This window comes from Acidaminobacterium chupaoyuni (genome assembly GCF_047936785.1).
In the GTDB taxonomy this organism is placed as follows: Bacteria; Bacillota; Clostridia; order Oscillospirales; family Butyricicoccaceae; genus Acidaminobacterium; species Acidaminobacterium chupaoyuni.
Genome location: NZ_CP176394.1, coordinates 102987 through 120878 on the forward strand (window position 1 = coordinate 102987; position 17892 = coordinate 120878).

At 53.6% G+C, this 17892-nt stretch carries 20 protein-coding genes; all 20 read right to left on the bottom strand.

What is annotated here, in order from left to right; translation table 11 throughout:
- Window position 1: 1 nt before the first annotated feature.
- The 20 genes from flhB to fliF all read right to left on the bottom strand — a co-directional run bounded on the left by flhB (window position 2) and on the right by fliF (window position 17883).
- The gene (flhB, locus tag ACJA3I_RS00455; protein WP_458862809.1) at window positions 2-1063 is read right to left on the bottom strand and encodes a flagellar biosynthesis protein FlhB; all 1062 of its coding nucleotides are present in this window, start codon (window positions 1061-1063) and stop codon (window positions 2-4) included.
- Between the two features lie 27 nt (window positions 1064-1090).
- Window positions 1091-1864 carry a flagellar biosynthetic protein FliR gene (locus tag ACJA3I_RS00460; protein WP_458862810.1) on the bottom strand — a complete coding sequence of 258 codons (774 nt, stop codon included), beginning with the start codon at window positions 1862-1864 and terminating at the stop codon, window positions 1091-1093.
- Window positions 1865-1867: 3 nt separating this feature from the next.
- Window positions 1868-2131 (bottom strand): flagellar biosynthesis protein FliQ, encoded by a 264-nt coding sequence (fliQ, locus tag ACJA3I_RS00465; protein WP_458862811.1) that lies wholly within the window; start codon window positions 2129-2131, stop codon window positions 1868-1870.
- A gap of 37 nt (window positions 2132-2168) precedes the next feature.
- On the bottom strand, window positions 2169-2984 hold the full coding sequence (gene fliP / locus ACJA3I_RS00470; RefSeq protein WP_458862812.1) for a flagellar type III secretion system pore protein FliP: 816 nt from the start codon (window positions 2982-2984) through the stop codon (window positions 2169-2171).
- Window positions 2977-3360, bottom strand: a complete 384-nt coding sequence (locus ACJA3I_RS00475) for a FliO/MopB family protein (RefSeq protein ID WP_458862813.1) — start codon at window positions 3358-3360, stop codon at window positions 2977-2979. The genes fliP and ACJA3I_RS00475 overlap by 8 nt, the downstream gene beginning before the upstream one ends.
- Window positions 3361-3378: 18 nt before the next feature.
- The gene (locus ACJA3I_RS00480; RefSeq protein ID WP_458862814.1) at window positions 3379-3741 is read right to left on the bottom strand and encodes a response regulator; all 363 of its coding nucleotides are present in this window, start codon (window positions 3739-3741) and stop codon (window positions 3379-3381) included.
- Window positions 3742-3776: 35 nt separating this feature from the next.
- Complete coding sequence (gene fliY, locus ACJA3I_RS00485; protein WP_458862815.1) at window positions 3777-5012, bottom strand: flagellar motor switch phosphatase FliY; 1236 nt, start codon at window positions 5010-5012, stop codon at window positions 3777-3779.
- A gap of 15 nt (window positions 5013-5027) precedes the next feature.
- Window positions 5028-6026, bottom strand: a complete 999-nt coding sequence (gene fliM, locus ACJA3I_RS00490; RefSeq protein WP_458862816.1) for a flagellar motor switch protein FliM — start codon at window positions 6024-6026, stop codon at window positions 5028-5030.
- Between the two features lie 29 nt (window positions 6027-6055).
- Entirely contained in the window at window positions 6056-6949 is an 894-nt protein-coding gene (locus tag ACJA3I_RS00495; RefSeq protein WP_458862817.1) for an OmpA/MotB family protein, read from the bottom strand.
- 40 nt (window positions 6950-6989) lie between these two features.
- Window positions 6990-7859: a motility protein A gene (locus tag ACJA3I_RS00500; RefSeq protein WP_458862818.1), complete on the bottom strand. Its 870-nt coding sequence runs from the start codon at window positions 7857-7859 to the stop codon at window positions 6990-6992.
- Between the two features lie 17 nt (window positions 7860-7876).
- Complete coding sequence (locus tag ACJA3I_RS00505; RefSeq protein ID WP_458862819.1) at window positions 7877-8086, bottom strand: flagellar FlbD family protein; 210 nt, start codon at window positions 8084-8086, stop codon at window positions 7877-7879.
- A 76-nt stretch (window positions 8087-8162) separates the two neighbouring features.
- Entirely contained in the window at window positions 8163-10541 is a 2379-nt protein-coding gene (locus ACJA3I_RS00510; protein ID WP_458862820.1) for a flagellar hook-basal body complex protein, read from the bottom strand.
- Between the two features lie 77 nt (window positions 10542-10618).
- Window positions 10619-11017: a TIGR02530 family flagellar biosynthesis protein gene (locus tag ACJA3I_RS00515; RefSeq protein WP_458862821.1), complete on the bottom strand. Its 399-nt coding sequence runs from the start codon at window positions 11015-11017 to the stop codon at window positions 10619-10621.
- Between the two features lie 74 nt (window positions 11018-11091).
- Window positions 11092-11520, bottom strand: a complete 429-nt coding sequence (locus ACJA3I_RS00520; RefSeq protein WP_458862822.1) for a flagellar hook assembly protein FlgD — start codon at window positions 11518-11520, stop codon at window positions 11092-11094.
- 18 nt (window positions 11521-11538) lie between these two features.
- Window positions 11539-12687, bottom strand: coding sequence for a flagellar hook-length control protein FliK (locus tag ACJA3I_RS00525; protein ID WP_458862823.1), 1149 nt, complete (start codon window positions 12685-12687; stop codon window positions 11539-11541).
- Window positions 12688-12757: 70 nt separating this feature from the next.
- Window positions 12758-13210, bottom strand: coding sequence for a flagellar export protein FliJ (locus ACJA3I_RS00530; RefSeq protein WP_458862824.1), 453 nt, complete (start codon window positions 13208-13210; stop codon window positions 12758-12760).
- A 15-nt stretch (window positions 13211-13225) separates the two neighbouring features.
- A complete protein-coding gene (locus ACJA3I_RS00535; protein WP_458862825.1) occupies window positions 13226-14545 on the bottom strand; it encodes a FliI/YscN family ATPase in 1320 nt (439 codons plus the stop codon).
- Window positions 14546-14547: 2 nt separating this feature from the next.
- Entirely contained in the window at window positions 14548-15273 is a 726-nt protein-coding gene (locus ACJA3I_RS00540) for a FliH/SctL family protein (protein WP_458862826.1), read from the bottom strand.
- The gene (gene fliG, locus ACJA3I_RS00545; RefSeq protein WP_458862827.1) at window positions 15266-16288 is read right to left on the bottom strand and encodes a flagellar motor switch protein FliG; all 1023 of its coding nucleotides are present in this window, start codon (window positions 16286-16288) and stop codon (window positions 15266-15268) included. The genes ACJA3I_RS00540 and fliG overlap by 8 nt, the downstream gene beginning before the upstream one ends.
- Before the next feature lie 2 nt (window positions 16289-16290).
- A complete protein-coding gene (fliF, locus tag ACJA3I_RS00550; RefSeq protein ID WP_458862828.1) occupies window positions 16291-17883 on the bottom strand; it encodes a flagellar basal-body MS-ring/collar protein FliF in 1593 nt (530 codons plus the stop codon).
- Window positions 17884-17892 lie beyond the last annotated feature (9 nt).

Consider the following 17892-nt stretch of genomic DNA (forward strand, 5'->3'; position numbering starts at 1 on the left):
GCTATCTTTCCCCCTTTTCCTTCAATGCGTAAACAAAGGCCAGAACCTCTGCCACCGCTTTGAAATATTTCCCCGGAATTTCCTGATCCACTTCCACCGTTTCAAACAGGGCCCGCGCCAGCGGGCGGTTTTCCGTCACATAGACATGGTTTTCTTCTGCGATGGCCACGATGCGCAGCGCCAGTTTATCCGCGCCCTTTGCCACCACGACGGGCGCGCTGTTTTTATCCTGGTCATATTTCAGCGCCACGGCATAATGCGTCGGGTTTCGAATCACCACATCCGCGGCGGGAACGCTTTGCATCATTCTTCGCCGCGAGCGCTGCTGCTGCAGCGAGCGCTGCCTGCCCTTGATCTGCGGGTCGCCTTCCGATTGCTTATATTCATCTTTGATCTCCTGTTTGCTCATCCTGAGGTTTTTCTCGTAATCCCACCACTGATAGAGGTAATCGGCAAGGGATAAAAAAACGAAAATGATGCCCACTTTGATGACGAGCCTGAAGATCACCTGCCCGGTGTAATAAATCGACTGCTGAAACCCCATCTCCATCAGCCGGGGCAGCAGGGAAAGTTCTTTTTTTGCCGCCTGAAAGATGACATAGCCGACAACGGTGATCTTCAAAATAGATTTCACCAGCTCGATGACGCTTTTAAACGCGAACATTTTTTTCAGGCCGTTCAGCGGGTTGATCCGTTCGCCTTTAAAAGCGAACGCCTTTGTGCTGAACAGCATGCGCGTTTGCAGCATCGTCGCCGCCACGGCCACCAAAACACACAACAGCAGCAGTGGCAGCGCCGTAAGCGCAAAGGTCGTCATCCCCTCTATCATCAGCCGCTTCGCATCCGCCTGTGTGAGGCTCTGCTGCGCGGGAAGCAGCCGAAAAAAGCTTTCGATCAGCTTTTGCAGGTTTTTTTGCGCGCTGGGATAGATCATCTTGATGCCGTAAAACGATGTCAGCAGCGACAGCGCCGTGATGATATCGCGGCTGAAGAACACATTGCCCTTTTTTCGTTCATCCTGCTTTCGTTTCGGGGTCGCTTTTTCTGTTTTCTCGCCTGCCATCTGTTCACCTTCCCGAAACGCAAAGTTCTATAAAAGTTTCAGCAGATTTGCTGTTTCCGCCAGCATCGTATCGATATATTGCTGTAAAAACGAAGTGATCGGAACCGCGAAAACAAACAGCAGCACCACACCCAGCAAAATCTTCACTTGAAAATGTATGGAAAAAACATTGATCTGAGGGATGAGCTTCATTAAAATACCCATGGCGATTTCCAAAACAAAAGAAGCCGCCGCAAAGGGAAGCGCCAGATGCAGCACCAGCGAAAAGGCGGAAACGAACAAAGTCATGCCGAACCGGGCAATATCGGGGCCAAAAGCAATGCTTCCGGGGCCCACGATGTCATAAGAAGAAGCGATCAGTTTGATGAAGACCAGGTGACTGTCCGTGGCAAAAAAGTAAACCGCAAACAGCAGCTGAAAGAGGTTCCCCGTGATGGAAAGCTGCATATTCGTGCCGGGGTCGAAGGCTTTTGCCATGGATAAGCCAAACCCCATGTCGATCAGATCCCCCGCGGTGGAAAGCAGCAGATAGAATACCTGAAACACATAACCGCACACCGCCCCCAGGGCAAGTTCTTTGATCATGGCAAACAGCAGCAAAAGCCCCGAAGGGAAGGCGCTGTCTGCAGCGCCGCCGATGCCCGGGGCCAGCAGAACCGTGATGCCCAAAACAAGCGCCAGCTTGAATTGACCGGGTATGTTTTTCCGCTGGATCAGGGGGTTGAACAGCAGCATCCCGCCGACCCGGCAGAACACAAGGGCATAGATGTTGATATCGTTGATGAAAACTTTCAGATCCATAAGCTATAAACCGGCCATCATAGACATCAGGCTGCGGAAAAAATCCGTCATGCTGGTGAGCATCCACGACCCGGCAAAGATCAGAATAAAGGCGATGGCAAAGATTTTGGGCACGAATGTGATCGTTTGCTCGTGGATCTGCGTGGCGGCCTGAAAAACGGAAATCAGAAGGCCCAGCAGCATACTGACGATCAGCATCGGCGACGCCAGTTTCAAAATCATCCAAATCGTCTCACGGAATATCATCAGAATATCTCCCTGCGACATATCGATCTTCACCCCCCCGGTCGGCCCTTTCAGGCGTTTAATAAAAACTGGTGATCAGCATTTCCATCAGCAGGCTCCATCCGTCGACCATCACAAACAGCATGATCTTGAACGGAAGCGATATCATCGACGGCGGCAGCATCACCATGCCCATCGACATCAGCGTGCTTGCAACGATCATATCGATGATCATGAACGGAAGAAAAATCAGAAAGCCCATGGTGAACGCGCGCTTTAATTCGCTGGTGATGAAAGCGGGCACGATCACGCTCAGATCAAGCTTCAAAAGGGCCTGCGGGCTTTTGCCGTCCGCCGTTTCTTTCTGTTTCGAAAGCGATAGAAAAAGGTTTAAATCAGAGCTTTTCGTCTGTTTGAGCATAAATTGCTTCAGCGGCTTTTCCGCCTGCTGCAAGGCGGCTTTCTGCGTGATCTGACCGGCTATATATGGCTGAACGCTCTTTTCGTTCACTTCCTTCAGCACAGGCGACATGATGAACAAAGAAAGGAACAGCGCAAGGCCGATCAAAACTTGGTTTGGCGGCGTCTGCTGAAGCCCCAGCGCATTTCGCAAAAAGGAAAACACGATGACGATCCTCGTGAAGCTTGTCATCATAATAAGCAGCGACGGCAGCAGCGAAAGCAGGGCAAACAGCATGAGCAGCTGAAGGCTGCTTAAGCCGGCATCGCCCGAGGCCGTGTCAAACCCGATATTGATCGAAGCCGCCCTTGTTTTCAGCGAAACGGCGCAAAGAAGAAGAAAAGTGGCCCCGAAGGCAAACACGGCTTTGTGAAATTTTCCGCCCGCGGCTTTTTTGCGGCGTCTGTTTCCGGCCGCCTTTTCGGTGTTAACCATTGCCCGTCTTCCCCTCGTGGTTTTTCTTCTCTCTGTGTTCCGCCACCATTGCTTCAAACATATTAAAAAACGGATGGCTTTCCGGGGTTTCGCTGTTTGCGGCCGGCAGGCCTTCCGGGTCGAGTTCGCTGATGGTCTGGATGCTCTTTTCGCTGACCCCCAGCAAAAACGCCTTGCCGGCGGTGCGCACGATCAGCAGCGACTGCCCTTTCCCGATGGCCGCCGATGCCGTGATCTCAATAAGATTCCTGTTTGCCGTTCGGCCGGAATATCCCCGGGCGACCATTTTAGAAACCGCATAGGCGCCGAAAAACACCGCCGCCACCATCAGCAGGGTTCCGCCGAGGGAAAGAATGTATTTGATGTTTTCTCCCATGACCTTGCAAACCGCGCCTTAAAGCGGCAAAATCTTGTTTACGGTCTGGATGATCCTGTCGGCTTTAAAGGGCTTCACGATAAAATCCAATGCCCCCAGCTGGATCGCTTCCATCACCATGCTTTCCTGCCCCATGGCAGAGCACATCACCACTTTGGCGCCGGGGTCCATGCCGCGGATCGTGCGCAGCGCTTCGATGCCATCCATATTGGGCATGGTGATATCCATGATCACAAGGTCGGGCTTTTGTTCCTGGTATAGCGCAACGGCGCGCTGGCCGTCTTCGCCCTCGACAAAAGTGTCGTATCCGGCCTTGCTCAGGTGGTTCTGAACCGTTTTACGCATGAATCCCGCATCGTCAACGACTAATATTTTATACATAGCAACTGCCTCCCAAATTTATATAATCGATCTGTTTATTTCTGCGAATTCAAAGATGCCATCAGTTCTTTTGTGCCCACGATCTCGGTGATCTTCACGCCGAAATTATCGCCCACGACCACCACATCGCCATAAGCGATCAATTTTCCGTTGACAACGATCTCTGCCGGGGCGCCCGTCTGGGTATCCAGAAGCACCACCGTGCCCTGGCCGAATTCCATGATGTCTTTTATTTTCCGTTTTGTTCGGCCCACGACCACCGATACATCAAGCTGCACGCCCATCAACAGCCCAAGGTTCGATCCGTATGGGATCTGATCCATGCGGAGCTGCTTTGTGAAATCGGGGAATTCCGCCGTTTTCACCGGCACCTGCGGTTCCTGGCAATAGGGCTGCATCGGCGGCTGCGGCGGCATATAATACATCTGCTGGGGGGGTGCCATCATCTGCGGCGGCTGCGGCATCGGCGGTTGTTGCTGCATCGGCGGCATCACCGGCGGCGCGATATTGGGCGGCGGGCTGCCGGCGGCGGGCTGCGCCGCAGGGCTTGCCGGTGCCGGGTTTGCGGGGGCGGCGGGGCTTGCGGGGGGCTGCGGGTCCGGCCGGCTTTCTTCCATGGGGCTGAGCATCGCCGAATGGGGCTCTTCCGAAGTATCTTCCGGCGCATTGACCAGATCCACGATCCTCTTGGCCAGTTCTTCCGTCATGAAACAGCGGAAAGTGGTATCAAGCACCCCTTTGATCATCATTTTGAATGAAATAGAGACTACCTGGTCATCCATGCGGATGCCATCAAACAAAGCCTGCGCCTCATCCCTGTTTTCGATCAGCTGCCCTTCGGGGATCGAGATATTGATCGGAATATTGAGGATTTCAGACAGGGCCGTTGCAGAAGCGCCCATCATCTGGTTCATCACCTCGCAGGCGGCGCTCATGCTCATATCGTCAAACTCGAATTCATCGCTTTCGCTGGTGAAATCGTTGCCCATCAGCAAATCAAGGATCACGCGCATATCATGCCGTTTGAGCATGATGACATTCGAGCCTTCGATCCCCTGCACATAGCGTATCTTCACGATGATCGCGGGTTCCAGCTCGGAATAATCAATGGCCTTGAACATATCCTGTTCCAGGATGGGCGTGGTGATAGACACCTGTTTTTCCAGCATGGTGGAAACAGCCGTTGCGGCCGAACCCATGCTGATATTCATAATTTCACCGATTGTGTCCCGCTCTTCTGCGGAAAGCAAAATCTCCTGTTCATTTTCCAATTGATATCACCTCTTTCATTTGGTATTGTCTTCTATTGCCGCAACCAGTTTGATTGCCTTTTTTGAACCTGCTTCGCCCAGACGCGCCGTATACCACGGGATCCCCTCCACATACACTTCAACATCCTCGTCGATGCTGCGGTTGAGCGAGATCACATCATTGACCTGCAACTGGCAGATCTCTCCCAGGCTCATGGGGCAGATATCCAAAAACGCCTTGACCTCCAGATCGGATTGTTTCAGATATTCCATCACGACTTCCTGTTTCATGCGCTCTTTTTCAGGGTCGCTCTGTTTGGCTTCATGCGAATACTTCACGCTGAAGCTCTTGATCAGATCTTCCAGATTTTCAGCAGGCATGCAGATATTGGCCGTGCCGCTGAAATGCTCTTCTCTGATCTCCATGCTGACGATCACCACGATATCCTGCGGCGAAAAAGCCTGCAGCAGCCGCCCGTTGGTTTCGATGCTGCGCAGAGAGGTCGTCAGCGGAAAATTCCCGCTCCAGGCTTCCTGCATATACCTTGTTACATTCGTCAGAATATGACTCAGCAGAGAAGTTTCAATATCGGTATAACCGCGGTCGGGCGCATAGACTTCACTGGTTCCGCCCATCAGGCGGTCAACGACCAGAAAACCAAACGCGGTGGGGAACTCCATCATGATCGTGGTTTCATTGCATGCGCCGGTGTCGGGTTTGAAAAGGATCATCCCCACCAGAGTGTTATCGGGCAGCGCGTTGCTGAATTCATGGTATCGCTGTTCCTCGATCTGGCTGACGCTGACCTCGCAAACGCTGCGCAAGACGCTGGTGAAATAGGATGAAAGCACTCTGGAATAGTTTTCATACAGGTTGTTCAGCGATGTAAGCTGATCTTTCGTAAACTTTTTCGGCGATGTGAAATCATAAAGTTTTTCTTTTGCCTTTGGTTCTGTTTGATTTTGATCGACGATGCCTGCCCGCACTTTCTGTAGCAGCTCATCGATCTGGTTTTGTGACAATGCTTCTGCCATGGCTCAACCCCCTTTCATAGACAGTCAGCTTATTCCGGGTCGTTATAAGGAGAAACCGCTGCGCCTGTCCCCTGCTGGGGGGAAACCGCTGCGCCCGCCCCCTGCTGGGGGGCAGCCTCCGGCGTGATGGATGCATGTGGCGGGGTCAATACATCCTTGGTGGATGCCTTATCATAGCTTTTATATTGAAGGTCGCCCGCCACGGCGCCTGTTCCCAGCGTGATGCTTTTATTGTTTCCGATGATCGCAAGCTCCACTCTGCGGTTGGCGCGGCGGCCTTCTTCCGTTTCGTTCTCGGCGACGGGAAAATTGTTGCCATATCCCATCACGATGAGCTTTTTCGGGTCGAACCCCTGCTGTTCTTCCAGATAAATGGCGACCACCGCCGCCCTTTCGCCGGATAGCATCCAATCGCTGACATCGCTGTTTCTGCGCTGGGTGGTGGCGGTGTGGCCGCAAACGGTGATCAGCTGAATATCTTTCTCGAACTTTTTCAGCCCGTTTCCGATCATTGCCAGCATCGGTGTGCTTTCCGGCCGAACCGCATAACGGTCGGGTTCAAAAAACACGGCGCTGTCGAACCTTACATAGATCACATCATCCACCATAGAAAGGTTCACCGCATCGGGTGCGCCGCTGGTTTTTACGAAATGATCCAGCTGTGAAAACAGCTGTTCCATGGCGCTGGCCGTTTCTTCCGGGGTCATCGGTTCCCCATCCGCGGCGTTTCCGGCTTTGACGATCTCTTCGATCACTTCCGACGGAAGCGAAGAAAAAGATTCGATAAACGCGTTGAATTTATCTTTATTCACAGAGGACATACTCAGCAAAACAGCAAAAAAGGTGAGCAGCAGGGTCACCATATCGGCATATGTATTGAGCCAGGAATCTCCTCCGCCTTCTTCAGAAGGTCTTTTCCTCATTGTTAAAACACCACCTTAAGCGCAGTCGCAGGAAATAGTTTTATTTCTTGCCTTTTTTGCTTTTTTTGCCGGATTCCCCTTCGGCTTCGCCCGAATGGGCCGCAAGCTTCTTTTTTTGATATTCCGGCAGGATGCTGACCAGCTTTTCACGAAGCAGATTGGGGTTGGCGCCCGCCTGTATGCCCTGTGTTCCTTCGCAGATGATGCGCATGCACAGATATTCTTCTTCATGCCGAACGCGCAGTTTATTTGAAATGGGCGCAAACACGATGTTGGCAAGCAGCGACCCATAAAAAGTCGTGATCAGCGCAACCGACATACTCGGCCCGACAGAGGCGACATCCTCTAAGTTTTTAAGCATATTGATCAGGCCGATCAGGGTTCCCACCATGCCGAATGCCGGCGCGAGGGATGCCCCCTTGTCATAGAAGGCGCGTTCCTGCGAATGGCGCTCATCCAGGCTATCCAGCGCCGATTCCATCTGCGCTTTGATATCTTCCGCATCCACGCCGTCAACCAGCATCTGCAGGCAGTTTTTCATGAAGGGGTCTTGAATTTCGACAATATCCGATTCCAAAGAAAGCAAACCGTTGATCCTTGCCTTTTTGGCTTCTTCCACCAGAAGCTCGATATATTCTTCCGAGCGATACTGCCGCGGCAGAAATACGACCATCAGATGCTTCGGTATCTTTTTAAACTGGGAAAGCGGAAACATGATCATAAGGCCTGCCAGTGTTCCGCCGATAACGATCCCCACACTGGGCAGATCGTAAAACGCTTCCAGATTCTTCGCGATAAGATCATATCCCGTGGCCGGTTTTGCTTTCTCGGTCAGCATGATGCTGACAACGATCAGCACGATCCCGAGGATCAGCCCGGCCACTGACATCGGGTCGATTTTTCGTTTCATTTTTCAGCCTGCCTCCTTTATTCTCTGCGTGTCTCCGTTGAAAACGCAGGCGTGCAGGTCCTTCTGAATTCCACGATTTTATCTATGACCTCTTGCATGCTTTCTTTCACATTGAAATAGTTCTTTGTCGTCATGCGAACCATGGTATCCGGGTTTTGCTCAATGGTTTCGATCAAATCGCAGTTAACGGCAAACGATGCCCCGTTAAGTTTTGTCAGCACGATCATGTGTGTCTTCCTTTCCTTGCCCCGCCCGCTTCAGGCGGCTTTGCCGCCCGAAACAAGCCGATGCAAATGACGCTGTTTACCGTTTCAGGTTGATAAGTTCTTCCAGCATGGTATCCGATACCGTGATGATACGGGAATTGGCCTGGAACCCGCGCTGGGTGGTGATCATATCGGCAAACTCATTGGAAAGATCCACATTCGACATTTCCAAAGCGCTGCTTTTAAGGCTGCCGCTGCCGTCGCTTCCCGGGTCGCACAGCTTCGGGCTGCCGGAATTCGCCGTGGCCGAAAAATAGTTCGTGCCTTCCAGCGCAAGGCCTCTGGGGTTTGAAAAATTCGCCAGCGAGATCTTTCCCGCCACCACCACGCCCTTTTCGGGGTGGCTCACCGATACGGTTCCGTCGGCCCCGATGGCGATGCTTGAGATCTGATCCAGCGTGATCTGGCCGCCCTCCGTGCCGTTTGCCAGGGCAAAAGTTTCGCCCAGGCCCAGATCTTTTGAAGGCGTCGATGCCGTCACTTCCAGCGTTTTGCCGTCTGTATAGGCATATACCTCTGCGCCATCCTGCGGTTCCACCCCGGCATTGTTTGCCACATATGCGTCGCGGAACGCCGAAAATCCCGGGTTTGTGACCTGGATATAATCTCCATCCGGCCCCTTGAGCAAAAGGGAGGAAGCCAGCGTATCTTTATTGATCGACGCGCTGTATTCTTTTCCGCCCACATTGAGCGCGACGCTCCATGATGCCGGGGAAGTCGGTGTTTCGGCAACATATTTGGCCTTAAAATCAGACCCGCCGTTCACCGCGCCGCTTGCCGAAAAATCGGAGCTTGTTTCGATGAACTTCATTCCGCCGCCAAACGCGCCCGTTTCCATTCCGGTGATCGATCCGCGCACAATTCCAAAATTGCTGCCCATGATCTGAGCGCCGGTGAGGGCCGCTGTCACCGCCGGTTTTGCGGCGATGGCTTTATAGTTATGATCGGTCAGCGTTGAAGCCATGCCGTCGCCCAGCTTATCCTTTGCGATGCCCAGGGCCGCGGCGGCATCCACCGCCGAAGGAAGCGACATGGTAATGGTGCCGTCGGCGGCGTTGGCTGTCTTTAAAACAACGGTTCCGCCGCCCGCGGGAACCTCTGCCGCATATTCTTTTCCGCCCACGGTTGCCATCAGCTTATATTTGCCGTCTGTATCGATGGTGCCGCGATCCATTGAAAAGGTGATTCCGCCGCCGGTGGCAAAAGCCGGGCTCACAGCCGTGATCTTTGCCCCGCCCAAAAGCGGCTTTGCAACGCCGGGATTCGTGCCCACCCCTGCCGTCAGCGCGTTTTTCAGGTCTGTGCCGTTTTTCATCACTTGCAGGGTCACCGATCCGGCCGTGGGCGTTCCGTTGCCCGTCAAAGTCACGCTGCTGCCGACGGTGGTGTTCGGGTCGATGGTGCCGGTGTAAGTAAGGCCGCCGATCGCGGCGGTCACGGTATATTTTGTTTCGGGGTGAACGGGCGGCGTTACGGTGAATGCAGTTCCCGTGCCCACGCCGGAAGTGCTGACGCCCGGCGCGAACGCTTTCACCGATAACGCCCCGCCGAAGAATTTCTGAGCGTCTTCAACGGTCAGCTGGGTTTTGCCCGTGTTCGGCGCGCCGGTGAACCCGCCCGAAACCGCGTCGGTGCCGAACACATTTTTCTTGGCGGATACGGTAAAAGTTCCGGCTGCGTGGGTCTTGCCGCCGTTTGCCTCGGTGATCGCCGCGTTGATGGTGTTATTCAGCTCGCTCATGGAAGAAAACTTTTCAAACGCATTCAGCGTGACCGTAATGGCGCCCGTGGTGGAAATGGCCGCCACCGCTTTTTGCCCCGCGGGGAGTTCTTCGCTGGAGGTCATGGTAAAGCCCACATTGCCGTATTTTGTGGCGTTGGATGCGGACACCGTATATTCGACCCCGTTGATCGCCTTGGTGGCCGTGGGTTTTTTCGCCTCAACGGAACCGATGTTATCGAGTTTGATTTTTTCCGTTCCCGGTTTTTTATCCGCGCTGGAAGCGCCCAGCACAAAATTGCCGTTGATATCCGTTAAATATCCGTTAGAGTCATAATCCAGCAGGCCGACTTTCGTATAAAAAGTGTTGCCGCTGGAATCCATCACCTGTAAAAAGCCATCCCCCGTGATGGCCACATCCAAACCGTTGCCCGTGCTCTGCATGCTGGATTGCGTCATCATTGTTTGAATGCCCGCCAGAGTGGAGCCGTAGCCGACGCTGGAAGGATTGCGCCCGCCGCGGTTGGCCGTGCCGGCGGATGCGCCGCGCAGTGTCTGATAAAAGCTGTCTGAAAACACGGCGCGCTGGGATTTGAAGCCGTATGTATTCACATTTGCGATATTGTTGCCGATCGTATCCATCTTTGTCTGATGGGTCTTCAGACCGGCGACGCCTGAAAACATTGCTCTGTTCATTCTTTTGACCCCCTGTTTTTTAAGTTGATGCGCCCTCAGTCAGTCGGGCGGCATGATAGCCTCCTCAAAAGGTCCGGCTATATAATCACAGTTCCCTCGATATTCGTGAAAACGCTGCCGGGCCCTTCGGCGCCGTTTGCGGCGGTGATCACGGTGTTGTTTTTTGTGCTGACGATAAACGCCGTCCCGTCGATCAGAATAAGCGTATCATCCAGATTCTTTTCCTTGGCGATCCGAACCCCGTTGTTCAAACGCGCCAGCGCCTCTTCCGTCAGGTCGATGCCATGGTCGGCCACCCGCTTGATCGCGTGTTTGGAAAACTCGATCCTGCTGTTTTCGCTGATGCGCTCTTTGAGCAGATCACGAAATTGCGGCCCGGCTTCTGCGCTGTTTTTTGCGGCATTTGCTGTTCTTTGCGCCGCCATGGGCGCCCCCGTCGTGATGGATGCCGCGATTTTATATCGGATATCTTCCATTGCGTCTGCCCCCTTCTTTCAGATCGTTGTGCTGCGCTTTATTTTCTGCCGGTTCTGCGGTGGGCAGCGCCGCCTTATTTCCCGGCATTGGCTTGGATCGAGAGGATCTCCGCTGCTTTATACTGTTTGTCGCCGATAAAAAACACATATTCTTTATCCACCAGGGCGGCCTTGTCGATGACGCCTGTGGTGATATCGGGCGTTCCGTTTGCGGCAAAACGCGCCGCCGTCACCGTTTTTCCCACCAGTGAGATGGCATAGTTTGTTTTGGAATAATCGGCCATTTCCTGCATCATCTGGATATTGGACAGCTGAGACATCTGGGTGATCATGGCGCTGTTATCCATCGGGTTCTTAAAATCCTGATTTTGCAGCTGGGCGACCATCAGTTTCAGAAAATCCGATTGATCCATCGTCGCGTTGTCTTTTTTCGTGCTGAAAGAGGTGACGGCGGACGCGGTGCCGCCGTAGGTCCGCGCGATATTTGTGTTGTTCGTATCCATTTTTTCTCCACATCCTGTTTATATATAGGTGTCTAATCCCCCGCGTGAAAGCGTGGGTGCGGGCGGCTGCGCCAAAAAGGTTTCCCCGGCTTCGGCCGCTTGATAAAACCCGCGGGGCGACCGTTCGGCAAAGTGATGCTGCTGCCCCGAAAACTGCTGGCTTCCAAAACCGAACTGCTGTGTTTGCCCGCCCGGGGTTTCCGTCATTCGCGCTGTGGCCGGCTGCACTTCGACCTGCATCGGCCGCACGGCTTCGCGCAGGGCCGCCAGATCGCCGTTGATGATGCGCGCCGTTTTCTCCACATCCGCCGCGATCCGCAAGATCATTTTCCCATCCTGCTCGGTCAGCTTAACGGTGATTCCCCCCAGATGTTCGGGTTTGAGTTTAAAAGTGAATTCCTGTTTTCCGCTGGCGCTGTTCTCGCGGATGGCCGCGCCCAGCTGGTCGAAGATGCGGCCTCTCTGAGCCAGTTCGTTTGCTTTTTCAACGATCTTCGCGCTTACTCCTTCGGGGGCCCGGGGTGTTTCCGCGGGCTGCGCGGCGGCGGCGATCTCTTCGCCGGTTGCGCTCACGGGTTCCGTCTGTTTTTTCAGCGGGCGGTCGTTGCCTTCTTCCCAATGGAAAACAGCCTCGCTCAGCGGCGCCGCGCTGTTTTTTTCGTCCAAACCCGCAAATAATGTTTCGGGCTTCGGCGCTTGTGCCGGCAAAGGGTCTGCTTGATCGATCGTCCCTTTCTGCGATCCGCTCTGAAGGATCAGCGTCTCAAACGAAGAAACGGTTTCGGCCAAAGGCTGTTCACGGGCGGTTTCGGGCCGAACGAGTTCCGCCTTGCCGCCGGGTGCTGTTTCCAAAGAAAGCGGCGCGATCTCGCATGCGCCTTCTGCCGAAGTGTCGAAATCAGCCGCATCCACGGCTATGGTATTCACGCTCTGCGGCGTTTGCAGCAGCATCGCGGCCAGTTCCAGCGCAGAACCTTCCGAAAATTTTTCTTTGCCCTGTTCCTGCTTGCCGGTGCTGATCGGTTCTTCCGGCTGCCCCTCCATCAGCGAGCATATCAGGTCAAGAAAAGCGCCTTCATTTCCCCCCGATGACTCTGCCGCGGCGCGATCGGTGTTTGCGCCTTCCACCGCATACCGGGGCAAGCTTTGCATTCTTTCACATTTCATGTTTTTCACCTCCTTTCAAGGTGTTGTCTGTCGGTGATTTTGATGCGATGCAAAATACATGGCTGCGCACTTATTGCTGTTGCGGATGAAAAGCAAGCTGGGTCGTCAGATTTTCAAGGATCAGGTTTTCAAATTCTTTTGCCGCTTCGTGAAGATACTCTTCCCGTTTCTTTTCTTCCAGCTTATCCAGGCTGGAAATTTCTTTTGATTGCGCCAAAACGATTTTCAGCTGCGCTGCCGTTGCAGCCTGTGCTTCTTCAACGCGCTGCTCCATCTCTTGAATCGATCGTTCCGCCGCCGCAATAAGCGACTGCGCGGCATGTATTTCAGCCATTTTGATGCCAAGCCTCTGCCTGTTCGACAACTTTTCCCGTTTTTCGGTCAGATAGGCCCTGTTTTCCTGCAATTCCAGTTCCAGTTCTCTTTGTCTGCTTCGATATTTGGCAAGCGTCTCTTTTTCTTTATCGAAAATCTGTTCTTTATAATCCCGCACCCTTTTCAGCGGGAATGCAAATGGGCGCATCGTTTCTCAACTCCTCTATAAAACCGCATCCTGCATCAGCGCGACCGTATCTGAAAATTGAAAGGTCTCTTCTGTTTTCTGTGTTAAAAACGCGTCGATCGTTTTCATGTGAGCCACCGCCTTGTCGAGCCTCTGGTTGTTCCCCTGTTCATAGGCGCCAATGGCGATCAGATCTTCATTGTCGCGGATCAGCGACATCATATTGCGCATTTCGTTTGCGGCCTGCTTATGCTCGGGCGACGCAATGCCCGACATCAATCGGCTGATGCTGCCCAGAACATCGATGGCGGGGTAATGGTTTTTCGCGGCGATCTTTCGCGAAAGCACGATATGGCCGTCGATGATGCCCCTGACCGTATCGGAAATGGGTTCGTTCTGATCGTCCCCTTCCACAAGAACCGTGTAGATTCCCGTGATGGAGCCGGTTTTGAAATTGCCCGCCCGTTCAAGAAGTTTCGGCAGAGCGGAATAAATGGAAGGGGTATATCCGCGGGCCACAGGCGCTTCGCCCGAATTCAGGCCGATATCGCGCTGCGCCATGGCGAACCGCGTTAATGAATCCATCATCAGCAGCACATCTTTGCCCTGCTGCTGATAAAACTCGGCCAGTGCCGTTGCGGTTTGCGCGCAGCGCAGCCGCATCAGCGCCGATTGATCGGATGTGGCCACCACAAGGATCGATCGTTTCCGCCCTTCGGGCCCCAGATCGCGCTCAATAAATTCCACCACTTCGCGGCCGCGTTCGCCCACCAGCGCGATCACATTGATATCGGCCCGCACATTTCGCGCGATCATGCCCATCAAGGTGCTCTTGCCCACCCCGCTGCCGGCGAATATGCCGATGCGCTGCCCTTTTCCTATGGTCAGCAGCCCGTCAATGGCCTTGACGCCGATCTGCATGACCTCGGTGATCGGCGGGCGTTCCAGCGGGTTGCCGGGGCTCGCGTTGATCGAGATCGGCACGCCTTGCGTGATGGGCGGCCCGTTGTCGATGGGCCTGCCCAGCGCGTTGATGGTTCGGCCTATCAGCTGATCGCCCGCGGTGACCGTCAGCTTTTTTCTGAGGTTCACCACCGTGTCGCCGTATCCGATCCCATCCACTTCCTGATAAGGCATCAAAAACGCGGAATCGCCGGAGATGCCCACCACTTCCGATACCACCTCTTCATGGCCGTTGCAGGCGTTGATCACGCAGATATCGCCAATGCTGCAGGGCAGGCCGGTGATCTCGATGGTCATGCCGGCGATTTTGCTGATGCGCCCTTCATAAGCGTAAAGATCGGCCAGCTTGAGCATGCGAAGGTAATTATTGATGTTTTCGGCTGCGAAAGACATTCTCATTCCCCATTCAATCGGTTTTCGGCGTTTGAAATCGTGTCGCGCAGGTTTTCAAGCTGTGTGCCCACATCCGCAACCAAAGCGCCGCCGGAAGTTTTTATCCTGCAGATCCCCGCATCGCCGGGCACGAACACCACCTGCCCGCGGTTGCAGTATTCCGGCCTTTGCAGCTCTTTTCTCACCTTTTCCGCCAAAGCCGCCGCACATTCGGGCAATTCGACCTTCAGCCACGGGGCATCCTTCACCTGATTGACGGCCCCCATGACCAGCGGCAGAAGCACCGTGTCGTCTTCTTTTATTTTTTGCAGCAGAATCTTTTCCGCTGTTTCCACCGCAAGAAGCGTCAGGCCGTCTGCGGCCTCCTGAAAAAACGCCTCTGTGCGGGCGGATAAAGCCGACAGGCTTCTGTCGATTTCCGCGATGCAGGCATCGATTTCCCTCGCTTTTTCGCAAAACGCCTGTTCATAAGCCACCTGGGCCGCGCTGTCGCGGATCTGCCGCAGTTCCGTTTCATATTCCGCTTCCAGTTCTTCGCGGGATAACGGTTCCGGCTCGCAATAGATCTCGCGGATGATGGTCTTGGTTTCTTCACAGGGCGGCTGTGTGCCGATGAACTTTTCTTCCTGTTCTTCCGGCGGCCCCGCTTCTGCCGCGAGCTTCGCATCCGGAATTCTTACCGTTTTGCCCAGATGCAGCTGAGATCCGTTTTTTATCACTTTAGGCAATGATCATATCCTCCTCGCCTCTGGAGATCACGATCTCGCCGCCTTCTTCCAGCACACGAATGGTGTCAACGATCTTCTGCTGCGCCGCTTCGACATCCTTCATGCGTACATTTCTCAGATATTCGATATCGGAAAGCAGGTTTTCTTTTGCACGGCTGGAAACATTGTTCAGCAATACATTCTTGATCTCTTCGCTGGAACCCTTGATGGCGATGGCAAGATCCTGCTGATCCACATCCCTCAGGATCCTCTGGATGGTCATGTCATCCAGATGCACGATATCTTCGAACACGAACATCAGCTTGCGGATCTCATTCGACAGGCTCGGGTCGCTTTTGCCAAGCTCATCGAAGATGAATTTCTCGGTGGTGCGGTCGGTATGGTTCATGATATCCGCCACATAATTGATGCCGCCTATTTCGGTCATATCCACAGAAACGACCGCCGAGAATCGCTTCTCCAAAACATCCTCGACATTTCTCACGATCTCGGGCGAAACGCTTTCTAAAACGGCAATGCGCTTGATGATGTTCAGCTGCATCTTTTTGGGCAGCTCGGAAATAACTCTGGAAGCCTGATCTGCCGTGGCATAGGAAAGCACGAACGCGATGGTTTGCGGATGCTCGTTTTGAAGCATCATCAATAAGTTTTTATAATTTGATTTGCGGATAAATTCGAACGCGCGGATCTGCATGGCGTTGGAAACGCGATCCATATAAGAGGAGGCCAGCTGCGTTCCAAACGCTTTTTCCAAAATCGCCCGCGCATACAGCACACCGCCTTCCGAAATGACCTTTTGCGTGGTGCACAGGCCGTAAAAATCATTGACGATATCCTGCAGCTCTGTCGGCGAAAGCTTTTCGAGCTTTGCCACTTCCAGCGTCAGCTTTTCGACCTCATCTTCATGCAGATGCTTATAGACAGCGGCGGCCTGTTCTTCGCCCAGGGCGACGATCACCGCGGCCGCCCGCGAAAGAGCGGATAGTTTTTTAGATTGCCTTGTTGCCGTCGCCATTTTTATTCACCCTCTTTAAGCCAGGAACGGATCAGATTGGCCGTGATCTCCGGGTTTTCCTTTGCGAATTTCTGCACATCGCGGGTAATCGCTTCATCCTTCACATCCAGCCCGTTTTTCGCCATATCTTCCAGATATTTTTTATGTTTTTCGATCTCGGCCTGCCGCATTTTTTCCAGTTCTTCCGGGTCGATGTTTTCCGCCGCATCTTCCGGCGTTTTCCGCTTGCGCTTTTTCAGCGCCATGGTGACGACCACCGCGACCACCAAAAGCAGCAGGAGCCCTGCGCCCGCGATGACGGCGATCTCGATCCAGTTGATCGCTTCGGCCGGTTTTTCATCCGTTTGCGTGCTGGGTTCTTCCTCCGTCGGCGGCGCAAACGAAGAGACGAAAATCGATGCGGGCAAAATATTCGTGCCGGCTGAAATGATGGAAGTCAGTTCTTCGCGGCGCGCATCGGTGAGGTTCTCTTCGGAAACCATGACCGAGATGGTGGCCTGCTTGAGGATGGCGTCGCCATGCTCCACCTTTGTTTTGATATATCCGTAATCGTAATTGCGGTTCCACCAATAATAGGTCATCCCCGCGTTATCGGTGGGCTTGGTGTAGGCATATTCGGGAATATCCGTGTTGTTTTCTTCCCCCACAATGCCGCCGGCGGCTTCTTCACCGTTGAGGGTGTAACGCCCTTCGTCTTTCGAAAGATATTCGCCCTCGCCGGGTTTTTCGATCAGTTCCATCTTCTCGGTGATCATCTTGTCATAATCGAGCGTGACCTTTGCGGCCGCCACGATGCCATCCGAGCCATAGCGCGGGGCCAGCAGGCGGGTCACATTCTCTTCCAGCTGCTGCTGCACCAATTGTTCATATTCCAGGTTCAGCGTATTGGTAATGCCGTTTTTTTCTCCGCCGGCGCGCAGTTCCAAGCCCGTTTTGGCGTTGACCACCGTAACGCTGTCGGCTTCCATCTTCGGAACGCTGGATGCGATCAGGTTTCTGATCGCATCCACCTGATCGCCGCTCAGTTTCATATTCGGTTTTAAAGAAAGCAGCACGCTTGCCCGGGGTTTTTCCGTGTTCTCGGCCTGCTGCCAGGCATAGCTTGTTTTCTCGGGCATCGTGATGGTAACGCTGGCGTTATCCACGCCGTCGATGCGGGATAAAGTGGCCTGGATGCGGTCTTGCAGCTGATATAAAAGCCATTGCTGCTTGTCCGTTTCGGTTGCCGTCAGGCCGCTGTGCGATGAGAAAACATCATAAGTCAGCGCGGTCTGGGGATATCCGCGGGAGGCCAGCTGCAAAATCCACGCGTCATATTCATTGCTGGGCACCGTGATCTCGCCGTTATCGTTGAACTTCGGTTTCGCACCCATCTCGATCAGCGCCTGATAAACGCTTCCGGCTTCTGCCGCGCTGAGCTTCGGGTATAACACGGTGTAATCCGAAGTTCTGCTGTTGAGAAAAACAGTGAAAAAAATCGCAATCAACACTATGGAGCCCCCGATAATGCCGATTCCAATTTTTTGTTTCTTCTTTAATTTTGACCAATGCTCTTTGATCTGCTTTGGCAATTCTTTTACTGCGGGTTTGTTCACAAGTCATCC